Source organism: Sphingomonas glaciei, assembly GCF_023380025.1.
Classification (GTDB): domain Bacteria; phylum Pseudomonadota; class Alphaproteobacteria; order Sphingomonadales; family Sphingomonadaceae; genus Sphingomicrobium; species Sphingomicrobium glaciei.
In genome coordinates, this window is sequence record NZ_CP097253.1 from 46,066 (window position 1) to 65,424 (window position 19,359).

Genomic DNA, 19,359 nt, shown 5'->3' on the forward strand with positions numbered 1-19,359 from the left:
GCTCGCCTTTATGGTTGCGGCGAGCGGCGAGGCAATCGCATTCCGATCAAGGCGACCGCCTTACAGGCTGTCGTCCGGCTCCAGTCCATCGAGATGTTCCTGGACGATCTGCACCAGCCGACCGGTAGGATAGGGTTTGGGGAGGAAGGTGCCATGAAGCGGCAGGTTATCCTCGTCGACCACCACGGCGCCTGACGTCACGATCAACGTCACGTCCGGAAACCTGCGGCTGACTTCGTGCGCGAGATCCAGGCCGTCCATCTCGCCTGGCATGTTCACGTCGGTGAAGACGAGGCCAATGTTCGGATGTTCTTCGAGCGCACTCAGCGCCTCGCCGGCGTCACCCGCCTCCCAGGCCATGATCCCGCGATCGGACAGCGCATCGGCAGCGACCATCCTGACGAATGGCTCGTCTTCGACGACGAGGACTTCCCTGGGTAATGTAAAGTTCATCGACACCGAACCGGTGGGAGGGCAAGGCGTTCCAATCATATCGGGGCCGACCAACGAGCCAGCGTCCTGCAGGCGCGCCGGGCTCGCGACTATTCGGGTCCGCTTCATGGTCGCCCGAATGCGTCGGCGGCAGACCTTCGATGAATTGAACGGGACGATATCAAGGCGAGGTGACTGGCTCACGTCCTCAACTTTGGGACCCCACCGCCATTATCGATCCGCCGATCTGAAAGCGCGCATGAGGGTTCGGCTGAAAAGCCGGTGCGTTTCGCTGACGCGGTGGCTGCCATTCTGCGAAGGCGCGATCCCAAGTGAGGCGGAGGGGGTAAAGGTCAACTCGCCGAAATAGACGCCGTCGAGGCCGTCATAAAGATCGACGCGAACGTATTCGAACGATGCCGACAGCGCGCGAGTGGTCGCGGTCATCGCGGCCAGCCGCTCGGGAAGTGGGAGCCGCAAGCCGGGCGGCGCGATCAGTCCGTCGGCCGGGTCCAAAGGCTCGAAGTCGGGCAAGCACAGCATCCGACTCCACGGCTGGCCGAAGCGGGCATGATCGATCTGGCAAGCGAACGGCTCGCCGTGGACGCAGTGAAACTTGAAATCGTCGGGCGGGTGGCCGTCGTCGGTGGGGATGGTGGCCTCGACGATGACGCGTTGCGGCAACCCGGCATATTGCATCTCGCGCATGACCAGCGCGTAATTACTGGTGGCGAGCGCGTGGAGGTCGGCCAGTTCCGCAGGGCCCGAGACAGTGCGGAGGAAGACGGTTCCTCCGCTCGCCTGCGCCGGTTTGGCGATGGCGTCGGTGCCGATGAAATCGTGCAGTAGAGCGAATAGCTCGGCCGGCGAAGCGACCTCGTCCATGTCGATCGTCGCGAGCGTGGCCGGGATGCGCAGGTCGAGACCTGCCCGGGCGACCTCCGCCTTGGCGGTGATCTTGTCGACCATTGCTCGCTCGAGCGGGGACCAGTCAGGGTCGATCATGCGGGCGAAGATCAGGTCGTTGATCAGGGCGTCGGGGTGGTGCGGGGGGAGCGGCGAACGCCCGAACTTCTCGCGGAAGATCGGCGCGACCACCGCACGATTGGCGTCCCGGGTGAAGTCCGCTGCGATGGTATCGATATAAGCCAGCCTGTTTTTCCAATTCAGATCAAATGCAGGAACAACGGCCCCAATGCCTCGGTTCAAGGATCGTGCGCGACCTCACCGATAACACACCCCTGCGGATCGCGGTGATCGCGCATGTCCGTCACCCGGTGGCTGCCCCCTTCATGGGCGGTATGGAAGCGCATTGCGAGACGCTGGTGCGGGCCCTTGTCGCCGATGGCCACGACGTTACCCTGTTCGCCAGCGGCGACAGCGATCCTTCCCTCCCGGTGCACGCCATCTGTCCCCGTGCCTACGAAGCAGAACTTCCGTGGGCCACGTGGCACGGCACCGCCACGCTGCGCGAGTGGCTGCTCCGCACCTATCGCGGCGCGTGGGAGGCGATCGTCGAAGGCGGCTTCGACGTCGTCCACAACAACGCCCTGTTTCCCGACCTCCTCGACTGGGCGTCGCGCGACCGGGTGGCGATGGTAACCTCGCTGCACGTGCCGCCATTCCGTGCGCTCGGCGAGGCGGTCGCCCGCAATGCCGTTGCGCCGTGGCAGCAGCTGACCGTTTGCTCGAGCCAGCAGCAGGCGCTGTGGCCGGCCGGGACAACGCGCGTCGCCTTGAACGGCATCGACATCGCGCGCTGGCCGTTCGAGGCGGTCGGAGGAGGGCGGGCGATCTGGGTCGGTCGGATCACCCCCACGAAAGGCACGCTGGAAGCGATCGACGCGGCCGAGGCGGCGAGGGTACCGCTCGATATCGTCGGACCGATCGACTGCCGCGACTATTGGGTGCAGGTCAGCCCGCGGATACGTGCGCCGCATCGCTATCTCGGCCATCTGTCTGGGGCGGCCCTGACGCACGCCGTGCAAGGCGCATCGGTGCTGGTCGCCACGCCGATGTGGGACGAGCCGTTCGGCCTGACGATGGTCGAGGCGATGGCCTGCGGGGTGCCGGTCGCGGCGCTCGGGCGTGGGGCGATCCCGGAAGTGGTGGGGGATGCAGGCGTCGTCGTCGCCAGCCCCGCCGACCTGCCGCAAGCGATCCGGGGCGCGATGGAGATCGACCGAACGGTCCCGCGAGCGCGGGTGGAACGGCATTTCTCGGCAGCGGCGATGATCGGGCGCTATCGCGAGGCCTATGCCTCGGCCATCGCCGGGCTGCGCTCGGTTTCGAGCATCGAGAGCACCCGCGCGCTGCTGGCATAGGGCTGGTCGCTCTGCTGCCGCGTCAGCGCGAGATCGGCTTCGGCCGTCGCGCGGACCCGCACGAAGTCGTCACCATGCCGCTCGACGAGCCCCATCAGGGTGAACGCCTTGAGCCAATGGTCCATCGTCACATGACCCCACTTGTCGCGAAAGCGATGGGCGTTGGCGAGGACGCTGTCGAGGTGATGGACCGGCGGCATGTGGTGGGCATGATACTGGTGATAGGCGCGCGCGCCCCGGGTCCAGTGGAACGTCAGCCCGGCCTCGGCGGCGGTGCGGCCGAAGTCGGTATCCTCGCCGCCATAGCCGACATAGGCCTCGTCGAAGCCGCCGAGGCGCAGGAAGGCCGACCGCCGCATCGCGAAGTTGAGTGACCAGAAGCAGCGATAGTCGGTGCAGGAGCCGAGCGGGGTGTCGGGCGGACCCGAGCGCTCGCTATGCTTCACCCCAAGGCCGGCGAAGTGGTCGAAGTCGAGGCCGCCGTCGGTCGCTCCCTTGGGCAAGTAGAGCACTTCGCCCATCAGGATGCCATCGGCGAGATCCATTCGCGCGTCGTAGTCGGCGACGAGGTCGGGATCGGGAATGCAGTCGATATCGAGGAACACCAGCCGCTCGTGGGCCGCTTCATGCGCCGCCCGGTTGCGCGCAGCCGCCAGCGTCAGCTTGCCGCTTCCCAGCACGTGCTGGCGGATCGGGAACGGGGTGGCGGGCAGGTCGTAGGGCTCGTCCTGCATGACCCCGATGACGAGTTCGGCGGGCATCGTATGGGATCGGGCCAGCGCTTCGACGAGATTGCGCAGGTGCGAGGCCCGGCCGGAGCCGAGGGTGCAGACGCTGATGGGGGCGGTCACGAGGCAATCGCCCGGAGGACGGGAGCCGAGCGGGGTGCTTCGCCCCACGAGCGGGCGATGAGGTGGCGGAGCCACTCGGCGGTTCGCTGGGCGGCGTGGGGATCGACCAGCGACTTCTGCTTTTGCAGGTCGAGCGACCTGGCCTGTTCCCACAGGCCGCTCCAAGCGGCGGCGCTGGCGGGCCAGCCGTCGGCGAAGACTGCGGTGCCGGCTTCGCCCAGCATCCGCGCCTTCCAGCGCTGTTCGTCGAAATAGCGCCATTCGGGCACCACGATCCACGGTCGTCCGGCAGCAGCGACGGTGTGGACGGTGGTGTTGCCGGTCGAGGAGATTATCCGGTCGGCGGCTGCGACCCAGCGGCTTGCATCGTCGACCCAACCGCGATGCTGGAGGTTGCCGGGCGGGGTGTCGTGCCACGCATCGGTGACGGCACCGATGGTGATCCACAGGCTGTCGGGCTCGGCCCGAGCGCCGATGCTGAGGGGAGGGGCAGGCGTGCCTTCCCCGCCGCCGCCGGCGATGACCAGCACCAGATCTGCGTCCGGGTCGATGCCCAGCGCCGCCCGCGCCGCGGTCTTGTCGAGGGCTTCGGGCGCGACGCCGAGGCCGCCGGCATGAAAGATCATGTCCTGCATCCACGGCGGGCGGCCCGGCTGCTCGAGCTCGGCGGCGTAGGGGGCGAGAATGCCGACCGCGCCTTCGTAGGCGGCCATGTGACCGGGGTCGTCGCGGTCGCCGTGCTGGAGCACGGGGACGCAAGGGATGGACGCGATTCGGGCCAGTTGCGCCAGCTCGGCCGAGACGTCGGTGATGAACAGGGCGGGGCGGGCTTCGTGGAACCAGCGAACCAAGGTGGCGACGGCGTCGGTGATCTGGTCCCAGCCGAGCGGCGCGCAATGCAGGGTCGGCGGCGTCCGTGCCGATGCGAGGCCTTCCGGGGTGGGCCCTGCGGCTTCGAACAGCGACGGCAAAAGCTGGACGCGCGCCCATGCGGGGAGGGGCGGGAAGATGTCGTCGCGGGCCGAGAACAGGGTCACGGGCGTGTCGGGCCCGAGTGCACCGACGATGGCAGCCGCACGCTCGGCATGGCCGCGGCCCTGGTGGTGGATGAAATAGCCGATCGCGTTCCTCATGCCGCGAGGGACCCGGCCTCGTCGGCCCCCGCATAGGCGCGGAACGCCTCGACGATCCCGCCGGCGTGCGGCGTAGCGCTGCGATAGACGTTCTCGCGGCCCGACAGGTCGGCGACCGTCGGGCAATGGTTGGCGACCAGGATCGCGCGCGGGCAGGCTTCCAGCATGTCGCGGTCGTTGCCGCTGTCGCCGGCGGCGAAGACTGACGAGAGAGGAAGCGACAGTCGGTGCGCGACCCAGCGCATCGCCGCCGCCTTGCCGCCGCGTAGGGGCAAGATGTCTAGCAGGTTGCCGTGGCTGTGAATGACCCGCGCCGCGAGGCCAGCCTCGGCCAGGCGCTGGCTCACCGAGCGGGATGCCGCCTCATCTGCGAAATAGCTGATTTTGAAGCGCCGCTGCTCGACCGCGGCTTGCGGGATCAGCCCATCGAGACCGGCGAGGGCATCGCGGATGCGCACCGGCTCCCATCCGTGGTCCAAGTGACGGGCATAGCCGTCGTCGCGCTCCAGCCGCGCACCGCGGCGCCAGTAGATTTCGGAGCCGACCGAGGTGACGAGCACCGACGGCGTTCGATAGTGCCAATCGCCGAGGATGCGCTGAGCCTCCTGCAACGAGCGGCCGGTGGCGATGCCGAACATCCGGCGCGGGTCGCGGTCGAGTGCGACCTGCAGGCGGCGCGCGCCCTCGCGGCAGCCGGTGAGAGTACCGTCGATATCCGAGAGCAGCAGGTCGCGCGGACGGAGGATTGCCGACACTGGCGACATCAGGCCTCGGGCGATGTCGACGAAGCGCTCGGCGTAGCGCTCCCAGCTGTAAGCCCGCACGCGGCCCCGGCCGGTGGTCGAAGCGTTCGACCATGCCGCGCGATCGGACAGCAAGTGCAGCATAGCGGCGACGAAGGCTTGCCCGTCTGCCGGATCGACGCTGATCCCGTGGCCGATTTCGGCAACGATGTCCGCGGCGCCGCCGTGGCAGGTGGCGACGACCGGCACACCATGCAGCGCGGCTTCGGTCAGGGTGAGGCCAAAGGGTTCGGTTGCGGCGGGGTTGACGAAGAGGCCACCGGTGTCGCGGGCAAGGGCATAGAGGGAGGCTATATCGGACTGCTCGTGCCGCTTAGGCAGGGCCAGCGCCCCATACAGGTTCCATTGATCGAGACCGCTAAGCAATTGTCCGATCACATCGCGCTGCTCGCGCTCGCCGCTGTCGGGCCCATCGCGAAGACCTGCGACGACCACGAGGTTGGCAGCTTCTCGCAGGGCCGGGGACGAGCCGTAGAGATCGACCAGCAGGCCGAGGTTCTTCTTCTGCACCGGACGGGCGATGGCGAGGATGATCGGCTTGGCCGGATCGCGCAGGAAGGGCGCCACCATATCCCGCGCCCTGGCAGTGTCATCCAGCGTCGGTCCCTGCAGGGCGGCGCCCGGCGGCACCCGATGGATCTTCGCCGCATCGGCCGAGGGATAGCGCATCAGCTGCCGCTCGGCCTCGTCGCGCGAGGAGGCGATGATGGCGTCCGCGCTGGCGATCGCACGATCCTCGAACCCGATGCGGTCTTCCAGGTCGGCGCTGGTCGCCTCATGGTCGGCCTTGTCGATGCCGAGGGAGTGGGCGTTGTAGACGAAAGGGATGCCGAAGCGGTCGCGGATCGCGATCGCCACCTCGGCGGCATCGGCGAAGTGGGCGTGGACGACGTCGGGGCGGACGGGGCGCGCCGCAAGATCGGCGAGCAGCGCGGCGATGAAGGCGGGGCGGTCGGCGGCTGAAGCCTCCTTGCTGAGATACCGCCGGTTGCCGCTGTCGATGCGGGTGATCCTGAGCTTCGGCCCGCAGGGTTGTTGCGGCAGGGCATATTCCGCGCCGAGCGCGGGATCGTCGAACAAGCGGGTGACCAGCTCGGCTTCGGTGATGTCGTCCCGTTTCGCCAGGGCATCAGCGGCGCCCCAGACATAGGTAAGATGGCCACCGCTATCCTCGGTAATGCCGAGGGGAAGGGGCGGCGGACGCAAGCATCCACCGAGGGCAATCGACATGATCCGCAAACATCTGCTCCGGAGATCGGAAAGGGTAGACCCATGAAGCGAATGGGAGGCCGGTAAGTTGCTACGGCTGATGGGCCGCATTTCCGCCCGAGCGCGGCTTTGACGGCCAGGACGCGAAATGGCTTACAATCGTGCCGCAGTGGCGTCTCTTACGTGTTCGCCCACCAGTGCGCATGCGTCGGCGGCTTTGAGACCCCTATGATCGATCCCCGCTGCCGTCGGTGTCCAACCGATCAGGACGTCACAAGCTGATCGCGGATGCTGGCATCGAAATGCGTGTCCATCAGCGCGCGGGCATTGGCCGGGTCGCGGTCGGCGATGGCGGCGGCCAGTTCCTGGTGCAGGCGCGAGATGCGCTGCCGCTCTTCCTCGGTGGTGCGGGTGTGCCAGGCGGCGGGGATGGCGATTTCCATCATCGGCGCGAAGGCGCGAACGATCTGCAGGAACAGCATATTGCCCGACGCGCGGGCGATCGCGGCATGGAAGGAGACGTCGTAATGGGTGCGCGAGGCAAGGTCGTCGCCGGCGGCCGCGATGCCGTCCGCCAGGCGAACGATCTCGCGCGCGTCGGAATCGCTGCGCGCATTCGCCGCCAGCTCCGCGGTGCGCAGTTCAAGCGTTCGGCGCACGTCCCACACTTCGCCGACCGAAACCTGCGCGGTGGCGATCGCGTGATCGAGCGAGGTGGCCATGACCGATCCGTCGATCGCCCCGACCCGGGCCTTACGCCCGTTGCCGACGTCGATCAGGCGAAGCGCGGCGAGCGCGCCAAACGCTTCGCGGATCACCGCCCGGCTGACGCCGAGCAGGCCGGCGAAATAGCCTTCGCCCGGAAGCGTGTCGCCGACCTTGAGGTCGTTGGCCTTGATGTGGTCCCGCACCGATTCCACCGCTTGGTGCACCAAGGACCGGCCGTCATTCGCTCGGCTCGCCATGATGGTCGCCAATCCTTATGTGTTCAGTGAAGCAGCACGGAAGCCCGAGGGCGCCATGCCATAGCGGCGCGAGAAGGCGCGGGTAAACGCGGCATTCGTCCCATAGCCGCAGCGATAGCCGATCGACGAGATAGGAAGCTCGGTCGCCAGCAGCATCTGCTGCGCCGCGCTGAGGCGCTGCTCGGCGAGGAGGCCGCCGACGCTGTGATTGAACAGGTCGCGAAAGCCGCGCGCCAGCTTGCTGCGGTTGAGGCCGCAGGCCGCAGCGATCGAGTCGAGCGTCAGTTTCTCGTTCCAACGGGTTTCAACCAGCCGGCGGGCGGCGCGGATGCGCTCGCAATCGCCATAGGAGAGCTGGGCGTCGCGCGCGGTCGCGATCAGGGCGTCGGAGCCGAGCAACTGGAAGGTCTCGCACAGAAGCTCGATCGCCTTGGCGAGGCGAAGGGTGGTCCGGGCGGGTTCGGCCAGGGTGCAGCCAAGGATCGCCGCAGCGATGCCGCGAAGCGTGGGCGGAGCGTGGAAGGCGCCCTCGGGCGGAAGGCTGCCGAAGATGCGCTGGCAGGCCGAGCGGGCGACGATCAGCAGCAGCGAGGCCTCGACCGCCTCGAGCGTGGCAGCGTCGGCCGGGCCGTGGTAGGCGAGCGTCGCCGAAGGATCGCCGATCGCGAAGGAGAAGGCGACCGGCTGCTCGGGCCAGGATGCGGGATCAAGCGCTCCGGCCCCGATCAGCGTGATCATTTCTGGTGAAACCTGGATCAGCACACGTCTGGCGGGCACGGGTGCCTCCTCTTGAAATCCCCGAACGCCTACACCTATCAGAAAGCTGTGGCAAGCCTATCTGACAGGTTCTGTCGCATTCGAAGGGGCGTTGCGCATCGCGACGACGAAGGCGCCGAGCGAGACGAGGCTAACGGTGAACCCCACCCCGGCCAGCGCAGTGGCGAGGTGCTGCTCACCGCCGAGCAGGCTGCTAATCAGGGTGACGAGGCTGGGGGCGATGCCGAAGCCGATCAGGCCGGCGACCGCGATGAACGCGCCGATGCACAGGCCGCGCAATTCGTTGGGCACGAACACGGTCAGCGCGACCGAGGTGATCAGCCCGGTGACGGTGCCGCACAGGACTAGGGTACCAAGTGCGATGGCGAACAGGGTCGTGCTGCCCGCGAGCGGAAACAGCGCGGCGGGGATGGCGAGCACGGCGGCGATGACCGCGCCGATCAGCAGGCCGCCGCGCCGCCCCGTCTTCTGCCCCGCATCGGCCGCGATCCCGCCGAGCACGGCGCCGGCGATGCCGGTGAACAGCATCATCGCGCCCATCCAGCCGGCGAAGTCCTGCGGTTGCTGGCCGAAGTCGCGGCCGAGGACGGGCGCAGCCCAGATCGCGGCGGCGGCATCGGCCATCACCACGGTCACCTGGCCCGCGAACAGCGGGAGGAGGAAGCCGCGGCGCTCCCAGAACTCGCCCGCGAGAACCCGGAACGGAGCGCCGACCTGCGCCTCGACCTCGTGCCGCGGCGGCTCGCGGAAGAACAGCAGCGGGAGGATGCAGGCGAGGCTGGCGAAGGTCAGCGCGAGGTGGGTCGAGCGCCATGGCGCGAGGCCGAGCCAGTTCGCGGCCGAGGTCTGGACGAAATAGCCGAAGGTCCAGCCGACCACCGCAAAGGCGGCGGCCTGGCCGAGTGCCTTGCCAAGGCTGATCAGCAGCACCCCGCGGCCGCGCTCGGTCGGTCCGCACAGGTCGGCGGACAGTGACAGGGCCGCGGTCAGCGCGCCGGTGGTGCCGATCCCGGTCAGCATCCGCCCGACGAACAGGATCGCGACGTTGGGGGCATAAGCGGTGATCGCGGTGCCGAGGGTCCAGGTCAGGGCCAGCGCGATGAACAGCCTCATCCGGTTGCCGCGATCGACCAAGATTCCGATCGGGATCGAGAACAGCACCAGCGGGACTGCTGCGCTGACCCCTTGGATCAGTCCGAGCACGGCATCGCTGAGCCCGAGTTCGGCCTTGGCGGCTTCCTGGACGGTGCCGAAGGACATCATCGCGGTGAAGCCGGCGGCGATCGCCAGCGACAAGGCGGTGATCGGCAGGAAGGATCGGGCCAGCGCGGGCTCGGCCCCGGAAACCGCCGGCGTGGGAGCGGCGAGCTTGGCTTCGAAGTTCATCGTGAAAAGATCTTTCCGGGGTTGAACAGGTCCTTGGGGTCGAGCGCGGCCTTGATGGTGCGCATCAGATCGACCGCTTCGCCAAGCTCGGCTTCGAGATACTTCTGTTTGCCGAGGCCGATGCCGTGCTCGCCCGTGCAGGTGCCGTCCATCGCGATCGCCCGCTCGACCAGCCGTCCGTTGATCGCGGCGACCTCGTCGCGCTCGCCGGGCTCGTTGGGATCGATCGCGAACACCACGTGGAAATTGCCGTCGCCGACATGGCCGAGGATGGTTGCGGGGATGGTCGTGCCGGCGAGGTCACGCTTGGTTTCGGTGATGCACTCGGCGAGGCGGCTGATGGGCACGCAGACATCGGTCGCCCAGCCGACCGCCCCGGGACGCAGCGCGACCGAGGCATAATAGGCCTCGTGCCGCGCCTTCCACAGCCGGGCGCGCTCCTCGGGGAGGTTGGACCAGTGGAAGGTGCCGCCGCCATTGCCGCCGGCAAGCTCGGATACGGTATCGATCTGCTCGGCGACATGCGCCGGAGATCCGTGGAATTCGAAGAACAGGTGGGTGGTCTCGGGCAGGTCGAGCCGAGAAAAGCGGTTCACCGCGCGGATCTGCATGTCGTCGAGGATCTCGACCCGGGCCAGGGGTACGCCGATCTGGATCGCCTGCACCACCGTATCGACCGCTCCCTCCAGGGTGTCGAAGGCGCACACCGCCGAGGAGATCTGCTCGGGGATGCCGTGAAGGCGCAGGGTCACTTCGGTGATGATACCGAGCGTGCCTTCGGCCCCGATCATCAGCCGGGTAAGGTCGTAGCCCGCCGCCGACTTGCGCGCGCGCCGCGCGGTGCGGATGTCGCGGCCGTCGGGGGTAATTACCCGAAGCGACAGGATCGCGTCGCGCATGGTGCCATAGCGCACCGCGTTGGTGCCCGAGGCGCGGGTCGAGGCCATCCCGCCGATGGTGGCGTTGGCGCCGGGATCGATCGGAAAGAATAGCCCCTGGTCGCGCAGATATTCGTTCAACTGCTCGCGCCGGCACCCGGCCTGAACGGTGCAGTCGAGGTCCTCGGCATTGACCGCGAGGATGGCGTCCATCTCCGACAGGTTGAGGCTGATCCCGCCGCGCACGGCAAGCGTGTTGCCCTCGATCGAGGTGCCAGCACCGAACGGGATGATCGGCACCTCATGCTCGGAGCACAGCCGGACCAGCGCCACCACCTCTTCGGTCGAGCGGGCGAACACCACCGCGTCGGGCGGCATGGAGGCGAAATGCGCTTCGCTGCCGCCATGCTGGAGGCACATCGCCTCCGTGAGGTGGAGCCGCTCCCCGAACAACGCTCGCAGCTGCTCGAGGAGGGCGGGGGCCAACGCCGTGCGGCCGTCCGGGATCACTGCGACGTCCATCGCTCAGAACCGGAACCGGGCCCGCACTCCGTAACGCCGGCGGTCGCCGATGATCCCGAGGTCGGACGGCGGCAGGAACGGCACGGCCAGCGCGAGGGTGGTCTGCTCGATGTAGGAGTCGAAATAGTCCTGGTTGAACAAGTTGTTGACGAACCCCGCGACCTCGATCCCGCCGATGCGATAGGTGATCGCCCCGTTGACCAAAGCGTAGCTGGCGAGCACCGGCGCGCGGGTCTCGCTGATCGAGCCTGCGATGCGGTCGCCCTTGCCGGTCACCCCGGCGGTGAAGGTCACGTCGCCTTGGCCGACCGGAACGACATAATCGCTATTGAGGCTGAAGTTATAGTCGGGCTGGAAGGGCAGGCGGTCGGACGCCAGCCGGCGGCCGGTGATCCTGGTATAGGAAGAGGTGTCGGTGAGACGGGCATGCTGGACCGAGACGCCGCCGCTGATGGTCCATTGCGGCGTCGGGCGGAAGGAGCCTTCCAGCTCGACGCCGTAGCTCTTGACGTCTCCGGTGTTGAGATCGACCGTCGCGAACCCGCCGCCGGGCAGGCCGACGATCGAGTTGAGGCCGATCAGGTCGTTGTAGTCGTTGTAGAAGAAAGCGCCCGACAGCGACAGGCGGCGGTCGGCCGAGGTGAACTTGCTGCCGGCCTCGTAGGTCCAGACCTTGTCGCCGTCATAGCTGCGGAACGGCGCGCGCGGATTGATGTTGAAGCCGCCGCCGCGGAACCCGCGGGCGACCGAGGCATAGCTCATGAAGCGATTGGTCCAGTGCCGAGTCACGGTCAGCCGGGGAGAAATCTCCTTGTGGCCGCCTTCGACCCCGGGGACCGCCGCCAGCGGCGCTCCGGCCAGGCCGGTCGATCCGCTCAGGCGGCGCTTTTCGCGGTCGTAGCGAAGGCCGGCCGAGACTTCCCATTCCTCCACCGGGCGCCAGAACAGGGTGCCGTAGACGGCGTAATTGTTCGAGGTCTTGCGCGATACGTCGCGCAGGTTGAGCGCGTTCGGCACGATGGTGGTGATGCCGTCGGCCGACAGGACTTCGCGGCTGTAGTAGAAGGCGACCAGCGAGGAGAGTGTCGGCGAGATCCTGGTGTCGAGGCGAAGTTCGGCGGTCTTGACCTTGGTCTTGTCGTCGCCGCGGGCGCGGGCAAAGTTGACGGGGTTGAAGTCGACGTCGCTGTCGGGCGTGCGGCCCTTGCGCTCGTCATAGGCGCCGAGCAGCGTGACGTCGGTGGCGATGCCGGCGATCGGGAACTGCAAGCGCGCATTGAGGCCGCGATATTCGAGCAGCTGGCGGTTGGCCGCGTTGAAGCTGACGACCCGCGAATAATCCTTGGGACCGGCGACCCGCGCATAAGGCGTCGAAGTGCCCTTGACCCAATCCTGGTAGCCGTTGACCGTCAGCACGACGTCGTCGACCGGCTCGGCGCGGACCGTGGCGTTGAGCGTATCGGTGTTGAGCGGGTTGGCGTCGATCCCGAGCGAGGGATTGCGCAGGAAGCCGTCCTGCTCGCGGTGCGCATAAGCGATGCGGGCCTGCAGACGATCGAGGACGATCGGGCCGCTGATCGAGCCGAACGCGGTCCAGGCATTGTCCGGCCCGGCATAGCTTCCCCCGCCGCGAACCTCGAGCTTGTTGCCCGGCTGGCGGCTGATGATGTTGATCGCGCCGCCCAACGTGTTCTTGCCGTACAGCGTACCTTGCGGACCGCGCAGCACCTCGACCCGCTCGACGTCGACCAGCGGATTGTTGAGGATTGAGGTGTTGGGCTGATAGACCCCGTCGATGAAGATGCCGACGCCCGGCTGCACCGTCTGCACCAGGGTCAGGCCGACCCCGCGGATCGAGACGAAGGCGCGTCCGGCGGCATCGCCGTTGACGTTGAGGCCGGGGGTCAGCGTCGCGACATCGCGGATCGAAGTCAGCCCGCGCCGCTCGATCAGATCGCCGGTGAAGGCGCTGGCGGTGACCGGGACGTCCTGAAGCCGCTCCTCCCGCTTGCGGGCGGTGACGATGATCTCGTCGTTGGGGATCGCCTGCGGCTGAAGCTGGCCCTCGGTCTCGGGCGCATCGCTCGGCGTGGTGTCGCCGTCGGCGGTTTCCTGGGTCTGGGTAGAAGGCGCCACGGACTGGGCGGCGGCGTTCGACGCGGTCAGCGCGGACAATGCGCAACCCAATGACAGCAGAGCGGAGTAGCGCATCGAGACCTCATCCTGAAAACAAATACCAGGACGACCTATCAGACAGGCTACCTATCTGAAAGCTACAATTGGCAGTCAGGTTTAACCGATCGGGGCGCAGCCTTAGCCGATCGGGTCACCGGCCGGCCAGGCGAGCGCAATCGCGCCGAGCGGGCCGGCCAGCGGGCCGAGCGCCGGGGTGATCAGATAGTTATCGAGGTCGAGCCCGGCGGAGGCGCCATAGCCGGCAAGGCTGGCGGCGAGCCGGGCTCGGACCAGCGTCAGCAGCTCGGGCCGCCCGGTGACCACACCGCCACCGACCAGGATCCGTTCGGGCAAGCTGGTCAGCGCGAGATTGTGGCACAGGCCGGCAAGGGCCTCGGCGACCTCGGCCCACACCGGGTGGTCGGGCGGCAGCGTCTCGCCGCGTCGACCGGTCCGCGCGGCGATCGCCGGCCCGCTCGCCAGCCCCTCGACGCAGTCGCCGTGGAAGCGGCAGGCGCCCGGCCACGTCGGATCGCTGCGCGGCACCCGCAAATGCCCCGCTTCGGAATGGCCGAGGCCCGTTACCGGCCGCCCGGCGACGATCGATCCGACCCCGATCCCGGTTCCGACGGTGACGTAGGCCCAGCTGGCGAGGCCCCGCGCCGCGCCCCAGCGCCCTTCGGCCAAGGAGGCGCCGTTGACGTCGGTGTCAATTACCGTCGGCACACCCGCGCCAAGGGTAGTCAGGTCCGCGCCGCTCCAGCCGGGCTTGGGCGTGTTGCCGATGCACCCGCGCGCAAGGTCGAGCGGACCGAAGCTGGCGATGCCGAGCGCGGCGAAGCGCCAGCCGTCGAGGGTCGCCCGGATCGAGGCCAGCGTTGCGTCGCGCTCGCCGGTCGGGAGGGTGACCTGCGCGAGGATCTCGCTTGGACCATGCGCCAGGATGCAGACGCATTTGGTCCCGCCGAGCTCCACCCCTGCCAGGGGCAGGCCGCGCTCACCAGCAGCTGTAGCCGCCGTCGACAAGGACGATGCTCCCGGTCATGAGGCTGGCCGCGTCGGATGCGAGGAAGGCCACCACCGAGGCGACCTCCTCGACTTCGCCGAGGCGGCCCATCGGAGTACCGTCGATCCACCGGCGGTACATTTCCCCCGACCGGTCGGCGAACCGGTTGAGCGGGGTGTTGATGTAGGTCGGCGCGACGGCATTGACCCGGATTCCGCCGGGCGCCCATTCGGCGGCGAGGCTGCGGGTCAGCTGATGCACCGCGGCCTTGGAAGCATTGTAATAGCTCTGCGGTTGCGGGCGGTTGACCACCAGGCCGCTCATCGAGCCGATGTTGATGATGCTGCCCTTGCCCGCCGCGAGCATGTGGCGCCCGAAGGACCGGCAGCACCAGAAGGTGCCGTTGAGATTGACGTCGAGGACGTTCAGCCAATGCTCGTCGGCGACCTCCTCGGCGCTGGTCTCGCTGCGCGCGATCCCGGCATTGTTGACCAGGATGTCGAGCGGGCCGAGTTGGTCGGCGACTTCGCCGACCCGGAAGGAATCGGCGACGTCCATCACCGTCCCGCCGACTTCGAAACCCTTGCCTCCGAGCAGCGCGCGGGCACTGTCGATCGCGGCCGGGTCGCGGTCGGCAATCGTCACTTTCGCGCCGAATTCGGCGAGCGCCTCGACGCAGGCGAGCCCGATCCCGCTCGCCCCGCCGGTGACCAGCGCGGTGCGCCCGTCGAGCCGCAGGCGGTCTAGATACATGAGGTCCTCAGGGCAGGAAGGGCGCCGCGGGCATGGCGGGTTCGTGCACCGCTTCGCCCTTGGCGAGCTGGTAGACCTGGCGGGTGTCGCGGTCGAACTCGGGCCAGGGGAGCTCACCGGTCTTGGCGAAATCGATCCAGATGCGGTGGACCCGGTCGGCCAGCGCCTGCGGCGGGGCAGTGCCGGCAAGCCCGCGCTCGCCGGTCACGCTGGCGAGCGTGTCGAACACGAACGGCAGCTCCATCCCGTGGCATGCCCCAAGCTCGCCGCCGAGTGCGGGCGAGCGCCATTCGAACTCGTACAGGTGGGTGCGCCCGCGATGCTCTTCGGCGAAGCGGCGGGCCGGCCAGCGGAAGACGAGATCGTTGAGCGCGGCGGTGAGGACATGGCCCGCGCGCTTGCCTGGCCGGCCCATGCCGTAGGCAGCCAGCACCTTGCGCGCCTGCGGCTGCGAGCGGTGAACGAGGTAGGTCGCGAGCAGCCGCCCGATCTTGTCGCGCACCCCGGTCGGGACGAGGTATAGGTTCATTTCCTCGGCATTGGTCCCGATCAGCAGCTCGACCTCGGCCCCGGCGCCCCGCTGCAGCGCCGCCAGCGGCTGCTCGGGCAGGACGTCGTCACCGTGCACCGGGACGAAGCGGCTGATTCCGAACACAGGCTCGCGGCCGTCGGCTTCACGAAGGTCGATGCGAGTGGTCGGAAGACCGACTTTCTGCTGGGCATCCAGGGCCCGATCGATCGGGACCGAGCGGAAGCTCTCCACGTCCGGCTTGATCCCGAGCAGCCTCGCGACCTTGCGCACGAGCCGCTGTGCGACCCCGATACTGCGGGTCATCCCGCCATGCCCGCTCTGAACGATCGCTCGGCGGAAGAGGCCGGAGGCGAGCGGGGAGGTAAGCAGATTGGCGACCGCCATGCCGCCGGCCGATTCGCCGAAGACCGTGACATTGCCCGGGTCACCGCCAAACGACGCAACGTTGTCGCGGACCCATTCGAGCGCTGCAATCTGGTCGCGCAGCCCGAGGTTCGTCGGCACACCCGGAATGGGAAGGAAGCCTTCGATGCCGAGGCGGTAATTGATCGCGATGCAGATCACGCCGTCGCGGGCGAAGGCACTGCCGTTGCAGACGGCGGCATCCTTGCTTCCAAGCACGAAGCCGCCGCCATGGATCCAGACCATGACGGGCAATGCGGTTCCGCCGCCCGCCGGCCGCCAGATGTTGAGAGTAAGATAGTCCTCACCGGCGTCCTGGTCCGTCCCGATCAACGGCTCGACGTCGAGCGCCGGGAAGGGGTTGTGGCGCTGCGGAGCGGTCGGACCTGGCGCACCCGCGTCGCGTTCGCCCTGCCGGGCTTGTATGGGCCGTGGTTCGGCGAAGCGCAGGCGTCCGACCGGAGATGCGGCGTAAGGAACGCCGAAGAAACACTCCACCGTGCCGACGCGGACGCCGCGATAAGTGCCCGCTGCGGTCGATGAGGTTATAGTGTCGGCAATTTCTGGGCGGGGCGGCATGGCAATTCTCCAGCTACTCCGCATAGCAGCTGAGCCCGCCTCGCCTAGGTCAGGCACTATGCCGGTCGTATCCTACGCTTGATGGATTGTGTAAATATGCGCCTCGGGATGTACCAACTCCGATAGCAGCCACAATGCCCCCGATCAGCCAAAATAGTCGCTCACCATATGCGGTTTTTAAGACGAAATAGTGCGTACCCACGGCGACAGCCGCAAGCGGGAAAACCAATGCTGGCTCGGACTTCAGAAACAGCCAAGCTGCAAAGAATCCCCCGATCATGGCAATGGTGCACTCAAGCACGGTCATACCGAATGGATTGCTCCGGAACTCATTCTCGCGGCCGAACGCGCGCCGACATACCAACTTGGTTATAGGAAAGATCAGCATCCCGCCGAAGAATAGGGAATCGAAGCCAGGGCCGGCTCCTGCGGTATGATTTATCCACGTCGCCGCTAGCCAGACAAACCCAGAGATCACCACGCCGGGTCCACCCCCGACGTAGGCCCGCCTCAGATCCTGCTGAGCATCTGAAATTAGCATGTCCCCCCCATCAACTACTGCCGTGCTTCCATCGCGCGAACAAAGCTTGGTAGCACGCGACAGCAGAAGCGGAACGACGTCTTTGATGAAGCGAGGAAATGTCTGCTTTCCACCGCGCGCAAACCTTCGGTGAAGGCCAGGCAGGCGTTGGCAAGCGGCCGACAGCGGTCATTACTAAAACGCTACGCGCGTCCAAGCGTCACGTGTTCTCGGTCCACCACACGACCTTGGTGAAGTCTCCACGCGCAAGTGCGTCGGTCCCGATCCAGGCGAACAGCGCTCCCGAATCGCCCCAGTGGAATCCGGTCGCATCGTCCGTCCCGAGTTGCAGCAGAAGCACCGAGCCGGTGGGCGCGACAGTGTCTTGCACGGGCTGGTATACGGCGCCGAGCCGGTGCGGACGATTGTCCTCCAGGCGACGCAAGTCGGCTTCTAGCGCCAAGCGCATGGCATCGGGAAGAAGCGAACGCGCCTTCGGACCGGCGCGGTATAGGTCGCGTGCGGCAATCGCCACGGATCGCGCTCGCTCACTTTCGACAAGCTCACGCGCTATCAGGGTCGTGTATTCAGGGCATGCCACCCTGTTACTGGGTGTCACCGTGCCCATGTGCCACTGACCGTGGGATGCGGAGAGCTGATTTTCGATCCGCGATCGATCGGCAGGGGAGAGCAAGGTGCGTGGGGGGTGGGTTATGCTTCGGTTAACAACGACCCCATCGCCTCATCTTGTTGCTCCAGCCAGGACCGGCGTTCGGCCTGCGATTGCTCGACCAGCATGGCCAGCTTCTCGGGGTCGAACGGATCTCCGGCCCCGAGAAGGAACTCCCGTTGCCGTGCCAGACTGACCCTTGTCTCAGCGATGTGGCGGTCGCGCCGCTCTTGCCGGTCAGGATCGATTGTCTGTGTGAGCAACTCTGCGAGCCGCTTCTCCTCCTCGGCGATAGCATCGAGGGCCCGTTCGCGGCCGACGGCCGGGAGTCGTGGCACCTCCCGCACGCCGGCGGAGCGGCGCGCCCGCTTGCTTCGCGTGCGCTCAAGCATCAACGCTAAGCCGCCCCAGGTGAATGGGTCCTCGCACGGCCGCCAAGGTTTCGCTGCTACCGGCGCGCCCTCGTACAGCGCGCTTTCGAACTGCGGTGGTATGGGTGAAACCGACTCATCCCCGGTCCACGGAGCCGCGCTCGGATAGGCGGGCCGGTTCGAAAATGAGATGATGTCGACCGGCCAATGTTTCAGCGAGGGATCGTCACCGCCGCTATAGGTGGGATCGCCTACCGATCTCTTGTCGGTCGGCGGTTGTCGTTCCTGCCCCAGCTCGCGTGTGTGGAGCACGCGGATCGAGCCTTCGTCTTGGCAGCTGGCGCAACCCCAGGTGGCGACAAAGAAGAGCAGCCAGCCTTCGCGTGGACCGAGGCCACCCCACAAATCCGCGGGGAGGTCGGCGCAGGCGATCTGGGCAGCGAAGTTCAAGGGTATCTCGCCCGTGTCGGGGTATTCGCTGTTGCGGGCGCGCGGCCACTCAAACGTGTCGGGCAGCATAGGCAAGCCACCGATCCAGGATCGCGGCGCCTCGTCTCGTGGCGGAACCTGACGGCGCAGCACCACGGTGACGTCCTCGCGAGCAACGGGCGCCGATCGGGCCTGAAGTTCGTCAAGAACGCGTGTGAAAGCTTCATCGGCTCGCCTGGCCTTGCGCGCCTTCTTCTCTTCTCGGCGACCCGCTTCGCTCTCTCGCTGACCTTGTGGTTTGGAAAGTTCATCAAGTGCAGCTTCTGCGAGCTTGCTAACGAGCTTACCGAACAAGGAGGACATCTGCACCTGTCTCAAGAAGAGTGAGGGATTCTCTTATCCGAGAAGCGTTAAGATTCGAGCAGAGAGAAGAAGCGCCGGGCGAAGGCCAGCCGATCCTGACCTCGCTACAAGCGTAGTCAGTTCCGGTATCTTTGCAAAACGTCCGCTTCCGGGAACTGGTTAGTACACCCCGGCGTCGGCACTGCGCGCTGAGACGCTTCTCGCTTCGCAACGAATGAACGTCTAGTTCCGCCAGTGCTCTTCCGAAAGCAACCGCTACGCTTCCTACTATCACAAATC

17 protein-coding genes are annotated in these 19,359 nt (G+C 67.2%); 1 reads left to right on the forward strand and 16 read right to left on the reverse strand.

The window, feature by feature from the left end; genetic code table 11:
- Positions 1-60: 60 nt before the first annotated feature.
- Complete coding sequence (locus M1K48_RS00190) at positions 61-453, reverse strand: response regulator (protein WP_249503886.1); 393 nt, start codon at positions 451-453, stop codon at positions 61-63.
- Between the two features lie 210 nt (positions 454-663).
- Entirely contained in the window at positions 664-1,641 is a 978-nt protein-coding gene (locus M1K48_RS00195; protein ID WP_249503887.1) for an ATP-grasp fold amidoligase family protein, read from the reverse strand.
- Between the two features lie 5 nt (positions 1,642-1,646).
- Between M1K48_RS00195 and M1K48_RS00200 the strand changes: the two genes are divergently transcribed.
- Entirely contained in the window at positions 1,647-2,756 is a 1,110-nt protein-coding gene (locus tag M1K48_RS00200; protein WP_249503888.1) for a glycosyltransferase, read from the forward strand.
- Here M1K48_RS00200 and M1K48_RS00205 read toward each other — a convergent pair.
- The 14 genes from M1K48_RS00205 to M1K48_RS00270 form a co-directional block, all read right to left on the reverse strand.
- Positions 2,687-3,607: a glycosyltransferase family 2 protein gene (locus M1K48_RS00205; protein WP_249503889.1), complete on the reverse strand. Its 921-nt coding sequence runs from the start codon at positions 3,605-3,607 to the stop codon at positions 2,687-2,689. The two genes, M1K48_RS00200 and M1K48_RS00205, sit on opposite strands and share 70 nt — an antisense overlap.
- Positions 3,604-4,740: a hypothetical protein gene (locus M1K48_RS00210; protein WP_249503890.1), complete on the reverse strand. Its 1,137-nt coding sequence runs from the start codon at positions 4,738-4,740 to the stop codon at positions 3,604-3,606. The genes M1K48_RS00205 and M1K48_RS00210 overlap by 4 nt, the downstream gene beginning before the upstream one ends.
- On the reverse strand, positions 4,737-6,749 hold the full coding sequence (locus M1K48_RS00215) for an HAD-IIB family hydrolase (RefSeq protein WP_249503891.1): 2,013 nt from the start codon (positions 6,747-6,749) through the stop codon (positions 4,737-4,739). Before M1K48_RS00215 ends, M1K48_RS00210 begins: the two co-directional genes overlap by 4 nt.
- Before the next feature lie 266 nt (positions 6,750-7,015).
- Complete coding sequence (locus M1K48_RS00220) at positions 7,016-7,717, reverse strand: FadR/GntR family transcriptional regulator (protein WP_257794154.1); 702 nt, start codon at positions 7,715-7,717, stop codon at positions 7,016-7,018.
- A 15-nt stretch (positions 7,718-7,732) separates the two neighbouring features.
- A complete protein-coding gene (locus M1K48_RS00225; protein ID WP_249503893.1) occupies positions 7,733-8,494 on the reverse strand; it encodes a helix-turn-helix transcriptional regulator in 762 nt (253 codons plus the stop codon).
- Between the two features lie 57 nt (positions 8,495-8,551).
- Positions 8,552-9,880, reverse strand: a complete 1,329-nt coding sequence (locus M1K48_RS00230; protein WP_249503894.1) for an MFS transporter — start codon at positions 9,878-9,880, stop codon at positions 8,552-8,554.
- Positions 9,877-11,280, reverse strand: coding sequence for an FAD-binding oxidoreductase (locus tag M1K48_RS00235; protein ID WP_249503895.1), 1,404 nt, complete (start codon positions 11,278-11,280; stop codon positions 9,877-9,879). The genes M1K48_RS00230 and M1K48_RS00235 overlap by 4 nt, the downstream gene beginning before the upstream one ends.
- A gap of 3 nt (positions 11,281-11,283) precedes the next feature.
- A complete protein-coding gene (locus tag M1K48_RS00240; RefSeq protein ID WP_249503896.1) occupies positions 11,284-13,491 on the reverse strand; it encodes a TonB-dependent receptor in 2,208 nt (735 codons plus the stop codon).
- 102 nt (positions 13,492-13,593) lie between these two features.
- Positions 13,594-14,481 (reverse strand): ROK family protein, encoded by an 888-nt coding sequence (locus M1K48_RS00245; RefSeq protein ID WP_249503897.1) that lies wholly within the window; start codon positions 14,479-14,481, stop codon positions 13,594-13,596.
- Positions 14,453-15,214, reverse strand: a complete 762-nt coding sequence (locus M1K48_RS00250) for an SDR family NAD(P)-dependent oxidoreductase (protein WP_249503898.1) — start codon at positions 15,212-15,214, stop codon at positions 14,453-14,455. Before M1K48_RS00250 ends, M1K48_RS00245 begins: the two co-directional genes overlap by 29 nt.
- Positions 15,215-15,221: 7 nt before the next feature.
- A complete protein-coding gene (locus M1K48_RS00255; protein WP_249503899.1) occupies positions 15,222-16,727 on the reverse strand; it encodes a carboxylesterase/lipase family protein in 1,506 nt (501 codons plus the stop codon).
- A gap of 49 nt (positions 16,728-16,776) precedes the next feature.
- Positions 16,777-17,268, reverse strand: a complete 492-nt coding sequence (locus tag M1K48_RS14360) for a DUF7010 family protein (protein WP_406696899.1) — start codon at positions 17,266-17,268, stop codon at positions 16,777-16,779.
- Between the two features lie 199 nt (positions 17,269-17,467).
- The gene (locus M1K48_RS00265) at positions 17,468-17,782 is read right to left on the reverse strand and encodes a DUF1963 domain-containing protein (RefSeq protein ID WP_249503901.1); all 315 of its coding nucleotides are present in this window, start codon (positions 17,780-17,782) and stop codon (positions 17,468-17,470) included.
- A 176-nt stretch (positions 17,783-17,958) separates the two neighbouring features.
- A complete protein-coding gene (locus M1K48_RS00270) occupies positions 17,959-19,080 on the reverse strand; it encodes a DUF1963 domain-containing protein (protein ID WP_249503902.1) in 1,122 nt (373 codons plus the stop codon).
- Between the last annotated feature and the right edge of the window lie 279 nt (positions 19,081-19,359).

Coding starts and splice junctions, on each gene's coding strand:
- M1K48_RS00190 (WP_249503886.1), bottom strand. CDS start 453: ATGAACTTTACATTACCCAGGGAAGTCCTCGTCGTCGAAGACGAGCCA.
- M1K48_RS00210 (WP_249503890.1), bottom strand. CDS start 4,740: ATGAGGAACGCGATCGGCTATTTCATCCACCACCAGGGCCGCGGCCAT.
- M1K48_RS00220 (WP_257794154.1), bottom strand. CDS start 7,717: ATGGCGAGCCGAGCGAATGACGGCCGGTCCTTGGTGCACCAAGCGGTG.
- M1K48_RS00230 (WP_249503894.1), bottom strand. CDS start 9,880: ATGAACTTCGAAGCCAAGCTCGCCGCTCCCACGCCGGCGGTTTCCGGG.
- M1K48_RS00235 (WP_249503895.1), bottom strand. CDS start 11,280: ATGGACGTCGCAGTGATCCCGGACGGCCGCACGGCGTTGGCCCCCGCC.
- M1K48_RS00240 (WP_249503896.1), bottom strand. CDS start 13,491: ATGCGCTACTCCGCTCTGCTGTCATTGGGTTGCGCATTGTCCGCGCTG.
- M1K48_RS00250 (WP_249503898.1), bottom strand. CDS start 15,214: ATGTATCTAGACCGCCTGCGGCTCGACGGGCGCACCGCGCTGGTCACC.
- M1K48_RS00255 (WP_249503899.1), bottom strand. CDS start 16,727: ATGCCGCCCCGCCCAGAAATTGCCGACACTATAACCTCATCGACCGCA.
- M1K48_RS14360 (WP_406696899.1), bottom strand. CDS start 17,268: ATGCTAATTTCAGATGCTCAGCAGGATCTGAGGCGGGCCTACGTCGGG.
- M1K48_RS00270 (WP_249503902.1), bottom strand. CDS start 19,080: ATGTCCTCCTTGTTCGGTAAGCTCGTTAGCAAGCTCGCAGAAGCTGCA.